Consider the following 16,385-nt stretch of genomic DNA (forward strand, 5'->3'; position numbering starts at 1 on the left):
GCGATAGGCTCGCGGGGTGGCGTCCTTCTCCTTCGGCTCCGGCAACGCGGCGAAACTGCTGCGGATCCCGTTGTATGCCGCCGGACGCATAGGAACGCTCCTCGTACCGCGCGGCACCCGCTGGGTGTTCGGCTGCGGCGCCGGCGTCGGCGACGGCGCACTCGCGCTGTGGCGTGTGGCCGCGGCCGAGGGACACGACGCCGTCTGGCTCGCGGCCTCCGATGGTGAGCGTGGGGATGCCGCCGCGCTCGGCATCCCCACGATCCGCAAGCAGTCGCTGCGCGGATGGTGGGCCACCGCACGTGCAGGAGTACTGGTCGTGACGCACGGGCAGGGTGACGTGAACCGCTACGCCGCCTCCGGAGCGTTCATCGTGCAGCTGTGGCACGGCATCCCGCTCAAGCGCATCGGGCTCGATTCACCGGCGACGACCCAGGTGCCGAATGTTCCGGGCGCGCGACTGCTGCGCCGCCTTGTCGAACTGCTGTATCGCGCCACCGCGCAGCGCATCAGGTTGATGCCCGCCGCATCCGAGCGCTCTCGCGGCCGGCTGGAATCCGCCTTCGCCCTCGGGGACGGGAAGGTCGTCGTGACCGGCGAACCGCGGGTCGACGTGCTGTCAGCGGGCACCGCCGAGGAACGCCGGTCCGCGGCATCCGCTCTGCTGGAGGAGGCGACCAGCGCGCTGCCGGAAGGCGCTCGCCGGGTGCTTTACGCACCGACCTGGCGCGATGGCGACGACGACCCCGCCGTGCCGACCGCGCAGGAGTGGGTGCGCATCGTCGCCCTTCTGGAGCAGCGGGATGCGGTGCTGTTCGTGCGCTCGCATCCGCTCGGCGCAGGCGCGTACCGGTCTCCGTTGCCGAGCACACGCATCAGGATGCTGGGCTCCGACATCGTTGGCGACGTCACGCCGGCGCTGCCGGGGATCGACGTGCTGATCACGGACTACTCCTCGATGGCGTACGACGTCGGGCTTCTGGGGATGCCGGTGCTGTATCTCGCGCCGGACGCCGATGAGTACGCCCGGACGCGCGGCTTCTACGGACGCTTTGAGGACGTCGCCGGAGAGAATCCGGCGCGTGACTGGAGCGGGCTGCTGGATCGGCTGGACGGCCTCCTGATGGATGAGGCCGCGCTCGCGGCGCGGGCGGCGGAATCCCGTACGCTCAGCGCACGGATGCACGCGCACCGTGACGGGGAGAACACCCGGCGCGTGTACCGGGAGATACGCGCGCGGGGGATCCCCGCGCCGAGAGGAGCAGGATGACGACCGCCCGCATCGATGAGCAGACCGAGAGCCTGGTCATCGCCGGCACGGGTTCGAAGCCCTCAGAGGCGACGCTCGCGGGGCCCCGCGCGCGCGTCTCCGCGCGGATCACCGGCGGCGGCAAGACCTGGAAGGCGACGTTTCCGCTGCGGCTGGCGCGCTGGGGCGGCCCGGAGCTGCCGCTGCCGTCCGGTGCATACGAGCTGGACATCGACGGCGCGGATCTCAGCGGCGTCGCGTCGGACTCGCAGCTGCTGCCAGGACTTCGGATCTCGCTGAAGGGCGCGCACGTCGATATCGCGCCTCCGCTGGATCCGATCCACGAGACCGGCGAGGGGCAGTCGGCGCTCGAGGAGCGCTACGTCGCGCAGCCCGGCGGCGATGAGAACGCCGTGTTCTTCGAGAGCTTCTACGGCCAGAGCGCAGGGTGCAACCCCAGGGCGATCGATCGCGAGCTCGCCGCGCGCGCGCCGGGCGTCACGCGGTACTGGAGCGTCGTCGACCTGTCGGTGCCGGTTCCGGACGGAGCGATCGCCGTCGTCGAGGGCAGCCCGGAGTGGTGGCGGGCCAGGGGAGCGGCACGTCTGCTGATCGTGAACGACTGGCTGCGGCGCAGATTCGCGCGCAAGGCGGGCCAGCGGGTGGTGCAGACCTGGCACGGCACGCCGCTCAAGCGCCTCGCGCTGCATCGCCCCGGATTCGATCCGAGACGAATGGCGGCCGTGGTCAAGGAATCCCGCCGGTGGGATGTGCTGCTCGCCCAGAACCTCTACGCCGAGCGCATCCTCAAGAAGGCGTACGCCTTCTTCGGCAAGCCGATCTGGACCGACGGCTATCCGCGCAACGACGCGTTGCTCACCGGCGACGGCGCGGCGACCCGGAAGGCGCTCGGCATCGGCCCGGAGGAGAGCGTGCTGCTGTATGCACCGACCTGGCGCGATGACCGCAGCGAGATCGTCGATTTCGTCGACCCCCAGCTTCTCGCCGAGCAGGCGGATGCCGTCGTGCTGGTGCGCGGGCACTCGCGCACCCTTCGGCCGGGCAAGGATCACACCGGTGCGCGGGTGATCGATGTCACGGGATTCCCCGACACCACCCAGCTACTGCTCGCAGCGGACGCGCTGATCACGGACTACTCCTCGGTGATGTTCGACTTCAGCGTCACCGGCAAGCCGATGTTCTTCCTCGTCCCCGACCTCGAGCACTACCGGGGGCAGCTGCGCGGGTTCTACTTCGATCTCGCCGAGCGCGCGCCCGGACCGCTGGTGGGTTCGCAGGACGAGCTCGTGGCCGCCGTGCTCGACGACTCGGTGCCCGGCCGGTTCGCCGAGCGGTATGCGGCGTGGCAGCGGCAGTTCAACGGCCACGACGACGGTCACGCCGCCGAGCGCGTGGTCTCCCGCATCCTCGACCTCGGATACATTTCTGCGGGTCGTTGAGCGGAGGCGGCGGAGCCGCCGGAGACGAAACGCGTTGAGCGAGCGTCAGCGAGTCGAAACGATTCCCTACGGCAGCGGTGTGTTGCGCGTCCCGAGACGCGAGGCGTCCACGGTGTCGCGCGCGCCTCGCAGCACCCCGCCGATGAACCCGTATCCCCAGGCCAGGTGCATGGTCGGCAGCACCGCGAGCGTCCACAGGCGCTCGCGCGGCGTGCGTCCGTCGCCCGGCCGCAGCGCCATGGCCGCGACGAGCATCGCGTACGCGATCAGCGGCAGGTAGACGATGGAAGCCACGAGCGATGCCAGCCCGCCCAGCACGCGCGCTACCTGCAGAACGCCGACGATCACGGCGAGGATGACGTTCAGCACCAGCGCCGGCGGTGCGAAGAACCGCAGGCCGTTGCTGCGCCCGTAGCGCCGGACGAGCTCGCCGCGCCACGCGCCCGTCGCCCGGAACTGCCGCGCCAGCCGCCACCAGCTCTCGCGCGGCCAGTAGGTGACGGACAGCTGCGGATCGAGCCACACCTTGTGGCCGGCCTGCCGGATGCGCAGATTGAGTTCCCAGTCCTCGCCGCGCCTGATCGTCTCGTCGAACAGCCCGACCTCTTCGAGCACTGTCCGCCGCATCACGCCGAGATAGGCGGACTCCGCTTCACCCTCATGCGTGGTGCCGTGGTACGCCCCGCCGCCGAGACCGATGGGGGAGTTGTACGCTCGCGCCACCGCCCGCTGGAACGGTGTGCGGCCGTCAGCGCGCATGACGCCGCCGACGTTCGCGGCGCCGGTGCGCTCCAGCGTCGCCAGCGCCCGCTGCGCGTACCCTGGGGCGAGCTCGGAATGCGCGTCGACGCGGACGATCGTGGGATAGCGACTGGCGCGGATCGCGGCATTCAGCCCCACCGGGATGTGCGCTGCCGGGTTCGCGACGAGACGGATCCGGTCGTCCTCGGCTGCAAGGCGCTGGGCGAGGTCGGTCGTGCCGTCGGTCGACGGGCCCAGGGCGAGCACGAGCTCGCTCGGACCCTGCAGCTCCTGCGCCAGTACCGAGGCGACGGCGTGCTCGAGATAAGCGCGCTCGTTGAGTACGGGCATGATGAACGACACCCCTGACCGAGGTGTTGTCGAATCGTGCTCTTCCACCCGTCGATCATGTCATGGTGCGCTGAGCGACCATGCGTACTCTTGAGAGGTGAGTGGTGTCAGCGATCTGAAGAAGGCCTATCGGCTGCTGCGGAAGGCCCTGCGCTCGCGGAAGGCCGTGCAGCGTGTCCGTCGACACCTCGCGACGCTGGCTCCGCACCCGGAAGACCACTACAAGGTCGCGGTGTACTTCGCCGACGGGGCCGTCAACATGTACCAGATGCGCCAGTGGTACCGGCCGCTCGCCGAGTTGCAGAAGCTGTGGCCCGTCGTGGTGCTCGCGCGCAACGCCGGAGGTGCCGAGAAGCTGCTCGAAGAGGACTCTCCGCCGGTGGCGTTCGTGCCCACAGTGCGCGACCTCGAGCGCTTCATCTCCCGGCAGGACATCCGCGTCGTCCTGTACGTGAATCAGAACACGCGCAACTTCCAGATGTTCCGCTACGGCCGCCGCTGGCATGTGTTCATCAACCACGGCGAGTCCGACAAGATGTACATGACCACGAACCAGTACAAGGCGTACGACTACGCGTTCGTGGCGGGTCAGGCGGCGCGTGACCGGCTGAACCGGACGCTGTGGGACTACGACGTGGACAACAGCACGATCGAGATCGGCCGCCCGCAGGCGGATCACTACTCCGGCATCCTGCCGTACACGCCCGACGAGCGCACCGTCGTGCTGTACGCGCCCACCTGGGAGGGCGACCGTCCCAGCGCGTACTACGGATCGATCGCGACGCACGGCGAGACTCTCGTAGGGGCGCTGCTGGCGACCGGGCGGCACCGGGTGATCTACCGGCCGCACCCGCGCAGCGGGGTCATCGACGACGAGTACGGCGCCGCGCACCGGCGGATCGTCGCGGCGATCGCCGAGGCGAACCAGGCCGATGCCGCCGCGCGGCACATCTTCGATGACGGCCCCGAGCTGGGCTGGCAGCTCTCGGCAGCGGATGTCGCGATCGTCGACATCTCGGCGATGGTCTACGACCGTCTCGCATCGGGCAAGCCGCTGATGATCACGCGCCCGATGGATGAGCGCGCCTCGATCGACACCGGCGGGTACCTCTCCGACTGCGAGTGGTTGACGGCGGATGCCGCGGCCGACATCGTCTCCGAGGTCGACCGAGTGCGCGCCGACGAGCAGGCCATCGCGAAGCTGCGGATGTGGGTGCAGCACTACTTCGGCGACACCACGCCGGGCGTGGCGACGGCGAAGTTCCACGCGGCCGTCGAGCGGCTCATGGGGGAGTGGGACGAGTGGCGTCAGCGTGAGATCGGTGCCGTCTCACACGATGAGGATGACGACGATGAAGAGGCCAAGGACGACGAGCTCTGATCCGGTGGCCCTGACGCCGGCCGCGACGGGTTCGTAGACTGGCGACATGGACTTCCCCCAGGCCGAGGCCGTCGCATCCCGGTTCGAGGTGCTCGCCGAATCGGCGTCGACGAACGCCGCCATGCGGCTGCTGTCGGCCGACGCCGACGCCTGGCCGCATCTGTCCGTGCTGCTGACCGAGAACCAGACCGCCGGTCGTGGCCGGCTGGACCGGTCCTGGGAGACGCCGGCCGGCTCGGCCCTGGCGATCTCGGTGCTGTTGCGCGAGCTGCCATCGCAGCCGGAGGCGATCGGCTGGATCCCGCTCGTGGCGGGCCTGGCCATGGCGGATGCCGTGACCGTGCAGCTCCCGGGGCATGAGATCGGTGTGAAATGGCCCAACGACGTGCTCGTCGACGGCCGCAAGATCTGCGGCATCCTCGCCGAATCCACCGGCTCTGCGATCGTGCTCGGCTCCGGCGTGAACACCGCGATGACCGCGGCGCAGCTCCCGGTGCCGACGGCCACTTCGTTCGCGCTGCTGGGGAGGACGTGCGATGCGGACCGGCTCGTCGCCGACTACCTCCGCCGGCTCGACGGCCTGCTCTCCGCTCTGCGGTCATGGGGAGACACGGATCGCAGCGGCGTGCACGCCGCGGTGTCCGCACGGTGCACGACCCTCGGAAAGACCGTCGAGGTCGCGCTCCCGGACGGCGACATCCTCCGTGGCGAGGCCGTTCGCCTCGAGCCCGACGGGCGTCTGTGCGTGCGCAGCGACGGCGAGGAGCGTCTCGTCGCAGCCGGCGACGTGGTGCACGCGCGGCTGAGCTGACGCTCGCGGCCGCTGGACACGCCGTCACACGACCGGAGATGTCGGCGGTGCCGGGCACAATGGAGGCATGACTCAGCCCACGACGCTCGGCGGCCGGCCCATGATGCCGCCGCCGGGAGCGCCAGCCGAAGAGCTGCTCATCGCGCGCTTCCACGGCCACGCGCGCGGGCTGTTCTGGTCGGCGTTGCTGATGATCGCGATCTTCGGGGCGACGGCGTACTTCTACGACAACCTGCCCGGCGGGTACGAGAACTGGATGCTGATCGCCGCCGCTGCCGTGCTGTTGGTGCTCGGTGTGGTCGTTCCGTACCTCATCTGGGCGTCTCGCACCTACACGGTGACCACGCGCCGCGTGATCGTTCACCGTGGTCTCGGAGCTCGTCAGCGGCGCGAGATGTCGCACGTGCGCGGCTATACGATCGGCGTGCGCCGCGGCATCCTGCAGCGCATGTGGGGCGCGGGGACGATCACGCTCTCCAACGGCATGGATTCGCCTCTGCAGCTGGTCAACATCCCGAACGTCGCGCTCGTGAACGAGGCGCTCGCCGACCAGATCGAGGTCAACCAGATCCTGGCGCACCGCGACGCCCAGACGATGGGCGACACCGACCCTGTCGACTGACCTGCAGGACGGGCGAGCAGCGCCCGGTCGAAGCGTCCCCACCGATGCGGAAGAATGGACGCGACGAACGGAGATTCTCATGGCGTTGCGCGTTGGCGTGATCGGCGGCGGACAGCTGGCTCGGATGATGATCGCTCCGGCGGTCGAGCTCGGGCTCGACATCCGCGTACTTGCCGAATCGGAGGGCATGTCGGCCCAGCTGGCTGCGACGGCGGTGGGCGACTACCGCGATCTCGACACCGTCCGCGCCTTCGCGAAGGACGTCGACGTCGTCACGTTCGACCACGAGCATGTGCCGCAGGACGTCCTGCGAGCCCTCGTGGCCGACGGAGTCGCGGTGCACCCGGGCCCCGACGCCCTGCAGTACGCGCAGGACAAGCTGGTCATGCGCGCCCGCCTGGCCGAGCTCGGCGTACCTCAGCCGGATTGGGCACCGATCGCGAACGCCGATGAGCTCCAGGCGTTCCTCGACGACCACGGCGGGCGGGCCGTCGTGAAGACGCCGCGCGGCGGTTATGACGGCAAGGGCGTGCGCGTCGTGCGCGCAGCCGAGGATGCGGCCGACTGGTTCGCGCAGACGGCGGAGGACGAGTCGCTGCTCGTCGAGGAGCTGGTGTCGTTCCGGCGCGAGCTCGCCCAGCAGGTCGCGCGCCGGCCGAGCGGACAGATCACGGCCTACCCGGTCGTGGAGACCGTGCAGCGCGACGGCGTGTGCGCCGAGGTGTTCGCCCCGGCGCCGGGCGCGGCCGAGCGGCTCATGCGGGTGGCAGAAGGCATCGGCCGTCAGATCGCCGAAGGCCTCGGCGTCACCGGGATGCTGGCCGTCGAGCTCTTCGAGACGGACGACGAGCGCGTGCTCGTCAACGAACTGGCGATGCGCCCGCACAACAGCGGCCATTGGAGCCAGGACGGTGCCGTGACGGGCCAGTTCGAGCAGCACCTGCGGGCGGTCTCCGATCTGCCGCTGGGTGATCCGACGCCGCGTGCTCGCTGGGCGGCGATGGTGAACATCCTCGGCGGTCCCGCAGATGGCGCGTTCGAGGATCGGTTCGAGGCGGCCATGTCCGAACATCCGGATGCCAAGATCCACACCTACGGCAAGGACGCGCGCCCCGGGCGCAAGGTCGGGCATGTGAACGCCGCGGGCGATGACCTCGATGACGTCGTCTACACGGCGCGTGCCGCCGCAGCGCATTTCGCGTGACAGTTCGACCAGTTCAAGACCCGAACAGAGCGCGCCGTTCAGCGGAACTCCGGGAACCAGACCGTACCCTGGGTTGGTGACTGAGCCACTGCACTCTTCGAGCGTGCCCGTCGTCGGCGTCGTGATGGGATCCGACTCCGACTGGCGTGTGATGAGCGACGCCTCCCAGGCGCTCGCCGACTTCGGCATCCCGCACGAGGTGGAGGTGGTCTCCGCCCACCGCACGCCGGACAAGCTCATGTCCTATGCGCGCGAAGCGCGTGCACGCGGCATCCGGGTCATCATCGCCGGCGCCGGCGGCGCAGCGCACCTGCCAGGGATGCTGGCATCGATGACGCCGCTCCCCGTCATCGGTGTTCCGGTGCCCCTCGCGTACCTCGACGGCATGGACTCGCTGCTGTCGATCGTGCAGATGCCCGCCGGCATCCCGGTCGCCACCGTGTCGATCGGCGGCGCGCGCAATGCAGGCATCCTCGCGGCGCGCATCCTCGGAACGGGCGACGACGCGATCGCGGACCGCGTCGAGGACTACGCGAAGACGCTTGAGGCTCAGGTCGCCGAGAAGAACGAGCGGCTGAAGGACTCCCTGTGACCATTGCCGCACCTCGCGCGACGGCAGGCGCGGGCCGCCGGCTGATCGAGCCGCGGCCGCTGCGCAACCCGGACGCCACCGATCCCGCTTTCATGGGCAGGCGAGGATGGTGGCTGGTCGCGATGAACGTGCTGGTTCCCGGTTCTGCGCAGATCCTCGCCGGACGCAACCGGAAGCTGGGGCGATTCGGTCTCGGTGCGACGCTGGTCGGATGGCTGCTGCTCATCGCGGCCGGCGCTCTCGCTCTTTTCGCACGGCAGGCGCTGGTGTGGCTCATCAGCGGTCCGCTGTCGTGGGGAGTGCTCACCCTCGTCCAGATCCTTCTGATCGCGTATCCGGTGCTGTGGCTGGTGCTGACCATCGACACGCTGCGGTTGGTCCGGCTCGTGAAGGTGCCGCCGATCTCGCGGTGGGCGATTCCGATCGCATCGCTTCTCGTGCTCGCACTGGTCGGCGGTGGAGCGGTGCAGGCTTCCACGATGGCTGCGTCTGGCCGCGGCGCCCTCGGCGACATCTTCGGGCAGAGCGGCCCGAGCGTCGAACCGAGCGACGGCTACTACAACATCCTGCTTCTCGGTGCCGACAGCGGTGACGGACGCGACTCGATGCGATTCGACAGCATCTCGGTGGTCTCGGTGAACGCGGAGACGGGGGCGGTGACGATCTTCGGCATCCCGCGTGAGTTGCCGCATGCCCCGTTCAGCGACGGCAGCCCGATGCAGGCGCTGTATCCGGACGGTTTCGAGGGGCATCAATCGTCCACCTGCGGCTGGAACCGGTGGATGAATCATGTCCGCTACGCCGCTGAGGTGTGTCGTGACGACGACGGGACCGAGCTCTACCCCGACGCCGCGGCGAACGGCTCGGCGCCGGGCATCGAGGCGACCAAGGATGCCGCGGAGGGCATTCTCGGAATCCAGATCCCGTACTACATCTTCATCGACATGAACGGCTTCGCCGCGATGATCGACGCGCTCGGCGGGGTCGACATCAACGTCACGGAGCGCCTGCCCAAGGGTGGCCCGCCGGAGGGCTGGAGCGGCACGGACGTCAACGAGTGGGCGATCGGCTGGATCGAGCCGGGACAGCAGCACATGAACGGCGACACCGCGCAGTGGTACGCCCGCTCGCGGTACACCACGAGCGACTGGGACCGTATGGAGCGCCAGCGCCAACTGCAGGTCGCGATCCTCGACCAGTTCACGCCGCAGAACATCCTGACCAGGTTCAACGACATCGCAAGCGCCGGCAATGTGCTCGTCGACACGGACCTGCCGCGGGACAAGCTGCCGGAATTCTTCGACCTGATGCTGAAGGCGAAGGAGCTCCCGGTCACCTCGATCGAGCTGGTGCCCGAGAACGGCGTCGACGAGCACGAGCCCGACTACGCCTTCGTCCGCGATCTCGCGCAGAAGACACTGCACCCGCCGACGGCCACGCCGGCACCGACGCCGTAGCCCGGCGACCGGCGCGCTCGCCGGTCTCAGTGAGTCCGGCGACGACGTACCGAGGCCGCGACGAGCACACCGCCGGCTGCCAGCGTCAGCACACCCGTGCCGAGCATCCACGGTTCGACTCCGCCACCGGTGCGCGCGAGGCCGCAGGTCGTCGTCGCGTCGGCCTTCTTCACAGTGATCAGAGCCGTGTACGACCGTGAGCCGGAGAGCGCGACCGAGTAGCGACCCTCGCCGTCGGCCGGCGGCCGGAACGACAGCGCGAGAGCGCCCGCTCCGTCGGCGACCTCGCCGGAGTACGTCGCGCGTGCGGCGTTCGCTCCAGCGACCTCGACCGCCACGTCCTCGTCCGGCAGGAAGTAGCCGGTGCGGAATGCGATCGTCGATGTCTCGCAGGTCTCGATCACCGGCTGGTCGATCGTGACTTCGGGCGGCTTCGCGTAGGAGTCGACGGCGCTCGGCGGTGAGGCCGACGCGGCGACGGGCGCGGCGAGCACGAGCACGCCGGTGGCAAGGGTCAATGAGACCAATTTCTTCAGCATGATTCTCCCCCAGAGAGATGCACGCGGAATCGCACTCGAGCACACCCCTGCGCTCGACTGCGCGGACTCCTCCTGCCCCCAAAGCAGGATGGCAGAGCCCGATATTCCCCAGTGAGCTGAGGTTACCCTCCCGCGCCGGGATCCGCCACTAATCGCAGGTGAGCTCGGTGCGTGTCGTGTCAGGCGCCTCGATCATGGGGGTGTGCTGCAGGTGCGTGCGATGGTCGCCTGCGCCCTCGCCGACGAACGTCACAGCGATGCTGGCGGAGTCGCCGGGGGAGAGCAGCAACTCGTGCTGGACGACGCTCCTGGTGCCGAGCAGCGCGGTCTGCACGCCCTCGTCGCTCGTGCCTCCGTCGACCGACTCGATGGTGGCGCCCTCCGGCCCGTAGATGGCGATCAGTGTGCGGATGTCTCCGCCGCTGCCGCCTGTCACGTGTGTCGAGAGTGTCTGCTCGGCGTCGAGCGGGGCGTCGCTCTTCCACGTCACTCGTACCTGCGTGGTCGGGGTGCCGTGGCACACGCCCACGGCGGTGTTGATGTCGGCGTCGGCGTAGAAGTCCATCTTGCCGCCGGTGATGTCGTTCAGGAGCACGCCGACGTGGGGGCCGCGGGCGCCGTCAGTGGGAAGGGCTCCGCCGAGCGTGGATGCCGCGAGCCGCCCTTGCTCGTCCTCATGAGCGCTCCAGATGCGGATGCGGTTCTCACCGGCCGCCGCCGCCAGTGAGGAAATCAGCTGCTTCGGGTCGTTGCCGGACAGAGCGACCGAGAAGAGTGCGTTGGCGGCCTGGGCGAACACGGCATCCTGCTCGATGGGATCCGAGACCGTGGCGTAGACCTCCGACAGCAGGATCGGGACGATCGTGTCGGCATCCGCGGTGAACGGCCCGAACGTGACGGCCCCGGCCGGGCCGAGCAGGTGGGCCGCCACGACTGTGTCGACGGCGACGACACCGTCGACCGGCTGGCTGAACTGCTGCTCCCAGCGCTGGGCGATCAGGGGAGCGGCCTCGGTGAAATCGGGGATGCTGGTGACGTTCTGGATGTGGCGGCCGGGGCCCTCGCCGAAGAGCGCCGCGCTCGAATCGGTGACGGCGAGCGGTTCGTCGAGGCGCGGGAGATCGGCAGTCGACGCCTGACGCACCACGCTGATGTGTCCTCCGTCAGCCCGGATAAGGGCGAGGGAGCCGATGATGCCGCCCTCGGAGCGCAGCTCGGCGTTGTTCTGCATGGCGACGACGTAGGTGCGTGGCCCGTCTGCGCCGAGCATGGGCGGGAGCAGGACGGATGCGCCGTGCAGGGCGCCGACGATGGTCGCCGCCTCGGTGACGACGTCGCGCATCTCGCGGACGGCATCCGCGAGCGGGGGGAGGGCGGCGTCGGCGTCGATCTGCAGTGCCCGGGTATCGGCGGCGCTGAGGACCTCGTCCGCATCGGCGAGCGGAACCTGCACCGCCGCGAACGGGGTGAGGTCGATGCGGGAGCCGCTCAGGCCGAGACCGCCGAGATCGATGCTGCGTGCCACGTCCAGCACCGGGATGACGGCATCCGACGCGACATCGTCGGCGATCTCGGCGATCTCGCGCATCGCCGTGAAGTTGGCGCCCAGCCAGGGGATGAACTCGAAGCCGCGCCAGACGACATCGGAGGTGAGGTCACGCGCCTGACCGGTATGGCCGGCGATTCGCGGTGCGATGCGCTCGGCGCGCTCGATGTCGCCGTCGGCGATCGCCGAGCGCAGCTGCGACGACGAGGACTTGACGTTCTGAAGCTCGGATGCGGCGGCGACGCCGCGGACCACGACCCATCCGACCGCGAACAGGAGCAGCGTCGTCACCGCTGCGATCGTCCACCCGATCCAGCGTCGTCGAACCGGCAGGCGTCCGTCGCTCACAGCTGCATTCAAGCACGGGTGGGGCTATCACGGGTTTCCCGATGTGCGAGGTTATCCTTTCGATATGGGAGCCCAGCTGCGCGTCGTCCTCGACCAGGCCTCGACGGTCGTCGACGCGGATCAGGCCAGAGCTGCACGCGACCTGACGGCGGGGCTGATCGCGACGGCTCCGAGGGACTGCACTGTGGACGCGATCGTGCCGTCAGGCGCTGACGTCGACATCGAGGGCATCGACGAGGTGCGCAAGCTGCCTCTCGGGCGCCGGGAGCTTGCGGCATCGTGGCAGATCGGGCTCGCGCCTGGAGTCGGTGCGGGGCTAATTCACGCGCCGTCGCTGATGGCGCCGCTCGTCAAGCACGACAGGCTCCACGACAATCACCAGATCGCCGTCACTGTGTGGGATCTGAACGCCTGGGAGGCTCCGCAGACTCTGCCGAAGTCGACAGTGGCATGGCAGCGAGGCATGCTGCGCCGTGCGGCGAAGCATGCGGATGCCGTGATCGTGCCCACTCACGCGATGGCCGAGCGGATCGCCGAGTTCGCCAAGCTCGGTGACCGGGTGCGGGTGATCGCCGGGGCGCCTCCCAGCGGTTTCGTCGCTCCAGTCGACGGCGTGGGGCGCCGCCGCACGCTTTCACTGCCGGACCGCTATATCGTGCTGTCCGGGTCGCAGGAGCGGCTCGAGCACGGATTCCGGGCGGCCTCAGCCGCCGACGTCGATGCGGTGGTGATGGATGCCGCCGATGGCACCGAACCGCAATTGGCAGACCTCGCCGCGGCGGCAGGGCTCCCCGAGCGACGAGCGCATGTGCGCGGCGTGCTCCCCGCGGAAGACCGCGCGGCGGTCCTCGCCGGAGCATCCGCCTTCGTCGCCACCAACACCCTTGCGGCGTGGCCGTGGCGGGCGATGGAAGCGCTCGCAGTGGGGGCGCCGATCGTGGCGGTGGACAGCGGGATGCATCGCGACACGATCGCCGAGGGCGGCGTTCTGGTGACGATCGATGATCTGACGGATGCGGTCACCGAAGCCCTTGGCGGTGCGGCGCAGCGCCTGGGTGTGTTGGCCGCGGACCGGGCGAAGGCGTTCTCATGGGCGAGTTCGGCCGAGCGGGTCTGGGCGCTGCACGCCGATCTTTAGCGCGCGTCGAGCCTGCGCGCAGCCTGTTAATCATCACGACACGCCGATTTCCTATGCGTTTTTATGAGCCTCAGTGGCATCATCGCGTAACTTCCGTCACACTAGTCACATGTCTCGTCGTGTCGCACGCTCCCGAAACGTGCTCCGGGTGCCCCGATTCCTGGCTGTCTTCATCGCAGTGACAGCTGTCGTGGTGGGCACTGTCGCACCGTTCGAACTGGCGACGGCATCCGCATCCGTCAGCGCGTCGACGAGTCAGGCGCGTTCTCTCAGCGATCCCGCGAAGAGCAGCATCGCCAAGACGTCGCTCGCCGGCTTCAACGCCGGAAACATCATCAGCGACGCCGTGTTCACGAACAAGAGCACGATGACCGAGGCGCAGATCCAGTCCTTCTTCAACTCGAAGGTGTCGAAGTGCGTCGTGGGCAAGGACGAGGACGGCAAGCCCTACGTCTGCCTCAAGGACTTCAAGATCACGTCGGTCAACCGTGTGGCCGATGCGTACTGCGATGGATACACCGGCGCGGCGAATGAGAGCGCCGCGCGCATCATCTACCGTGTCGCGCAGTCGTGTGACATCAACCCGCAGGTGCTGATCGTCATGCTCCAGAAGGAGCAGGGTCTTGTCACGCACGTGTGGCCCAGCGCGTGGCGCTACAACATCGCCCTCGGACAGGGATGCCCTGACACGGCACCTTGCGACCCTGGCTACATCGGGTTCTTCCACCAGATCTACGGTGCGGCTCGTCAGATGCAGATGTACATGGAGGGTCGCTGGTTCAACTGGTACGCACCGGGGAACACCTGGCAGATCCAGTACCACCCGGACCGTGACCGCTGCGGCACGGGCGCTGTGCACGTGGCGAACAAGGCGACATCCGCGCTGTACTACTACACGCCGTACCAGCCCAATGCTGCAGCACTCCGTGCCAACTACGGCGAAGGAGACACCTGCTCCAGCTACGGGAACCGCAACTTCTACAACTACTTCACGGACTGGTTCGGGTCGACGCAGAAGCCGGCGGCTCCCGCGGTCACGGTATCGCCGTTGGTAGACCTCAACTCGACGAACTACGTCGTTGCTGCAGATACCAGCGGGACAGTCTGGGCGTACGCCTACGCGAAGAGTAACTGGGCTTCGCGGGTGAAGCTGACGAGCGGGCTGGGGGCGCTTTCGCGGTTCTTCAGTATCGGGGACCTGACTGGCGACATGCGACGGGATTTCGTCGCCGTCGACGCGAAGGGACAGCCGCGCCTGGTACCCGGCGGAGCAGGCACCGCCCTTGGCGCGCCGACCGCGCTGCCCGGGGACTGGAGCGGCGTCATCGATGTGATTCCCGCAGGCGACTTCAACAAGGACGGCGTGGAAGATGTCTTCTCGCTTACGGCGAGCGGACAGCTCCATCTGCGAGCAGGCAACGGCTTGGGCGGCTTCGCACCGCCGACGCTGGTCGGAGTCGGGTGGTCGACGATGACCACCATCCTCGGCGGAGTCGATTTCGACGGTAATGGCACGTCCGACATCGTGGCCAGAGACGGCAAGGGAAAGCTGTACCTCTATCCGGGCACTGGCAAGGGGAGTTGGGGGAGAAGCGTCCAGATCGGCAACGGATGGTCGTCTATGTCAGACATCTTCATTCCCGGAGATTTCAACGGAGACGGGCGTGCTGACCTCCTTGCGCACGGTGCCGACGGCGGACTCGTACTGTACAAGGGCACCGGAGGCGGCGGCCTAGCCAAGGTCGGCGCAGTCGGTTCCGGCTGGCAGACCATGGTGGCGAAGTCGTCCGGTGGTCTCAAGATCACGGCACCTCCGGTGCCGCCGGCAGGTATCGGCAACGTGAACGGCGCGGGCGGCGTGGATATCGTCGCAGCGGCGAGCAACGGTGAGGCTTTCATCTACGGAGGGTCAGGCACGGGGGGGTTCACCAGCCGAAGCAAGATCGGCAACGGATGGGGTGCCGGGGACACCATCGTGCAACTCGGAGACTTCGATCGCTCCGGGACGTCGGATTTCGGTCGCATCGATGCCGCAGGCAATTTCTACCTTTACAGGGGTGCAGTCGGCGGCGGCTTCGCTGCCCCCGTGCGCATCGGTCACGGCTGGAGTGGCTTCGTCCATGTGCTCGGCGGAATGGACTTCGATGGTGACCGAATCGTTGACACGCTCGCCGTCGACAGAGCCGGAGCGATGTACCTGTACCGCGGTAGTGGCAAGGGCGCCTGGATCGGCGCACCTGTACAGGTCGGGAATGGATGGGGCACCGCCGACCCGGTGTTCTATGCGGGCGACTTCGATGGCGACGGTCGAGGAGACGTGATCGCGCGAATGTCGGACGGGACGCTTCGTCTGTATCCGATCGACGGGGGATCGAAGTGGGGTGTACCGAGGCAGATCGGCAACGGGTGGGGCGCGTTCAGCAACGTCTTCACCCCGGGCGATTTCAACGGCGATGGAGCTGCAGACCTGATCGCGACCCTTCCTTCTGGACTCATGTACCTGTACCCGGGGACGGGCAGCGGACAGTTCCGGGCGCGGTCGCACATCGGCAATGGCTGGGCGGCGATGAACCCTGTTGGTTAATGAGGAACCCTTGAGATCCTTCGGTCACATCAGGCACGTCCGCTAGTACTGACACTGACGCGCGGCGCCACCACCGCTTGACGCCCACTGGATCGCAATCAAACCGCCTGCTGCGCGATGCGTCGCGACGGAAGGTGGTTGGCGAGATCGCCAGGCCCGTGTTCGCCGATCAAGGCGGCCTTGTCCTGCGCGATCACGCGCGGCGGCTCGTGTGCGGGGTACCCTGGTGACGGGGCGTCCACGGTGCGATTGTCATGGCATACCAGCCCTCTATGCGCGTCCGAAGTCATCCGCACACGCCAGCAGTGACGTCTTCTGTCTTCGCATCTGCACTCATCGGGCGCCACCAGACGTTCGCTAGT

The 16,385-nt window shown here is 68.4% G+C and carries 14 protein-coding genes; 10 read left to right on the forward strand and 4 right to left on the reverse strand.

Annotated features, from left to right (window positions below; genetic code table 11):
* Positions 1-16 precede the first annotated feature (16 nt).
* Positions 17-1,270: a CDP-glycerol glycerophosphotransferase family protein gene (locus MAE01_RS00470; protein ID WP_147037593.1), complete on the forward strand. Its 1,254-nt coding sequence runs from the start codon at positions 17-19 to the stop codon at positions 1,268-1,270.
* A complete protein-coding gene (locus tag MAE01_RS00475) occupies positions 1,267-2,709 on the forward strand; it encodes a CDP-glycerol glycerophosphotransferase family protein (RefSeq protein ID WP_147037594.1) in 1,443 nt (480 codons plus the stop codon). Before MAE01_RS00470 ends, MAE01_RS00475 begins: the two co-directional genes overlap by 4 nt.
* A gap of 66 nt (positions 2,710-2,775) precedes the next feature.
* Here the strand turns inward: MAE01_RS00475 and MAE01_RS00480 are convergent, their stop codons facing one another.
* Positions 2,776-3,849: a glycosyltransferase family 2 protein gene (locus MAE01_RS00480; RefSeq protein WP_503826053.1), complete on the reverse strand. Its 1,074-nt coding sequence runs from the start codon at positions 3,847-3,849 to the stop codon at positions 2,776-2,778.
* A 49-nt stretch (positions 3,850-3,898) separates the two neighbouring features.
* On the opposite strand from MAE01_RS00480, the gene MAE01_RS00485 reads away from it, so the two are divergent.
* The 6 genes from MAE01_RS00485 to MAE01_RS00510 all read left to right on the forward strand — a co-directional run bounded on the left by MAE01_RS00485 (position 3,899) and on the right by MAE01_RS00510 (position 9,868).
* On the forward strand, positions 3,899-5,182 hold the full coding sequence (locus tag MAE01_RS00485) for a CDP-glycerol glycerophosphotransferase family protein (RefSeq protein WP_147037596.1): 1,284 nt from the start codon (positions 3,899-3,901) through the stop codon (positions 5,180-5,182).
* A 46-nt stretch (positions 5,183-5,228) separates the two neighbouring features.
* Complete coding sequence (locus tag MAE01_RS00490) at positions 5,229-5,993, forward strand: biotin--[acetyl-CoA-carboxylase] ligase (RefSeq protein ID WP_147037597.1); 765 nt, start codon at positions 5,229-5,231, stop codon at positions 5,991-5,993.
* A 67-nt stretch (positions 5,994-6,060) separates the two neighbouring features.
* Complete coding sequence (locus MAE01_RS00495; RefSeq protein ID WP_147037598.1) at positions 6,061-6,615, forward strand: PH domain-containing protein; 555 nt, start codon at positions 6,061-6,063, stop codon at positions 6,613-6,615.
* A 79-nt stretch (positions 6,616-6,694) separates the two neighbouring features.
* Positions 6,695-7,819, forward strand: coding sequence for a 5-(carboxyamino)imidazole ribonucleotide synthase (locus MAE01_RS00500; RefSeq protein WP_147037599.1), 1,125 nt, complete (start codon positions 6,695-6,697; stop codon positions 7,817-7,819).
* 124 nt (positions 7,820-7,943) lie between these two features.
* Entirely contained in the window at positions 7,944-8,411 is a 468-nt protein-coding gene (purE, locus tag MAE01_RS00505; RefSeq protein WP_147037896.1) for a 5-(carboxyamino)imidazole ribonucleotide mutase, read from the forward strand.
* Positions 8,408-9,868, forward strand: a complete 1,461-nt coding sequence (locus MAE01_RS00510; protein WP_229718293.1) for an LCP family protein — start codon at positions 8,408-8,410, stop codon at positions 9,866-9,868. Before purE ends, MAE01_RS00510 begins: the two co-directional genes overlap by 4 nt.
* Positions 9,869-9,894: 26 nt before the next feature.
* Here the strand turns inward: MAE01_RS00510 and MAE01_RS00515 are convergent, their stop codons facing one another.
* Positions 9,895-10,407, reverse strand: coding sequence for a hypothetical protein (locus tag MAE01_RS00515; RefSeq protein ID WP_147037600.1), 513 nt, complete (start codon positions 10,405-10,407; stop codon positions 9,895-9,897).
* 148 nt (positions 10,408-10,555) lie between these two features.
* Positions 10,556-12,301, reverse strand: a complete 1,746-nt coding sequence (locus MAE01_RS00520; protein WP_147037601.1) for a DUF4012 domain-containing protein — start codon at positions 12,299-12,301, stop codon at positions 10,556-10,558.
* A gap of 64 nt (positions 12,302-12,365) precedes the next feature.
* Between MAE01_RS00520 and MAE01_RS00525 the strand changes: the two genes are divergently transcribed.
* Both MAE01_RS00525 and MAE01_RS00530 read left to right on the forward strand, forming a co-directional pair.
* Positions 12,366-13,439, forward strand: coding sequence for a glycosyltransferase (locus tag MAE01_RS00525; protein WP_147037602.1), 1,074 nt, complete (start codon positions 12,366-12,368; stop codon positions 13,437-13,439).
* A gap of 109 nt (positions 13,440-13,548) precedes the next feature.
* A complete protein-coding gene (locus MAE01_RS00530) occupies positions 13,549-16,023 on the forward strand; it encodes an FG-GAP repeat domain-containing protein (protein WP_147037603.1) in 2,475 nt (824 codons plus the stop codon).
* Between the two features lie 98 nt (positions 16,024-16,121).
* Here MAE01_RS00530 and MAE01_RS15855 read toward each other — a convergent pair whose 3' ends face one another.
* Complete coding sequence (locus MAE01_RS15855; protein ID WP_186806074.1) at positions 16,122-16,265, reverse strand: hypothetical protein; 144 nt, start codon at positions 16,263-16,265, stop codon at positions 16,122-16,124.
* Positions 16,266-16,385 lie beyond the last annotated feature (120 nt).

The organism is Microbacterium aerolatum (assembly GCF_007988825.1).
Lineage (GTDB): Bacteria > Actinomycetota > Actinomycetes > Actinomycetales > Microbacteriaceae > Microbacterium > Microbacterium aerolatum.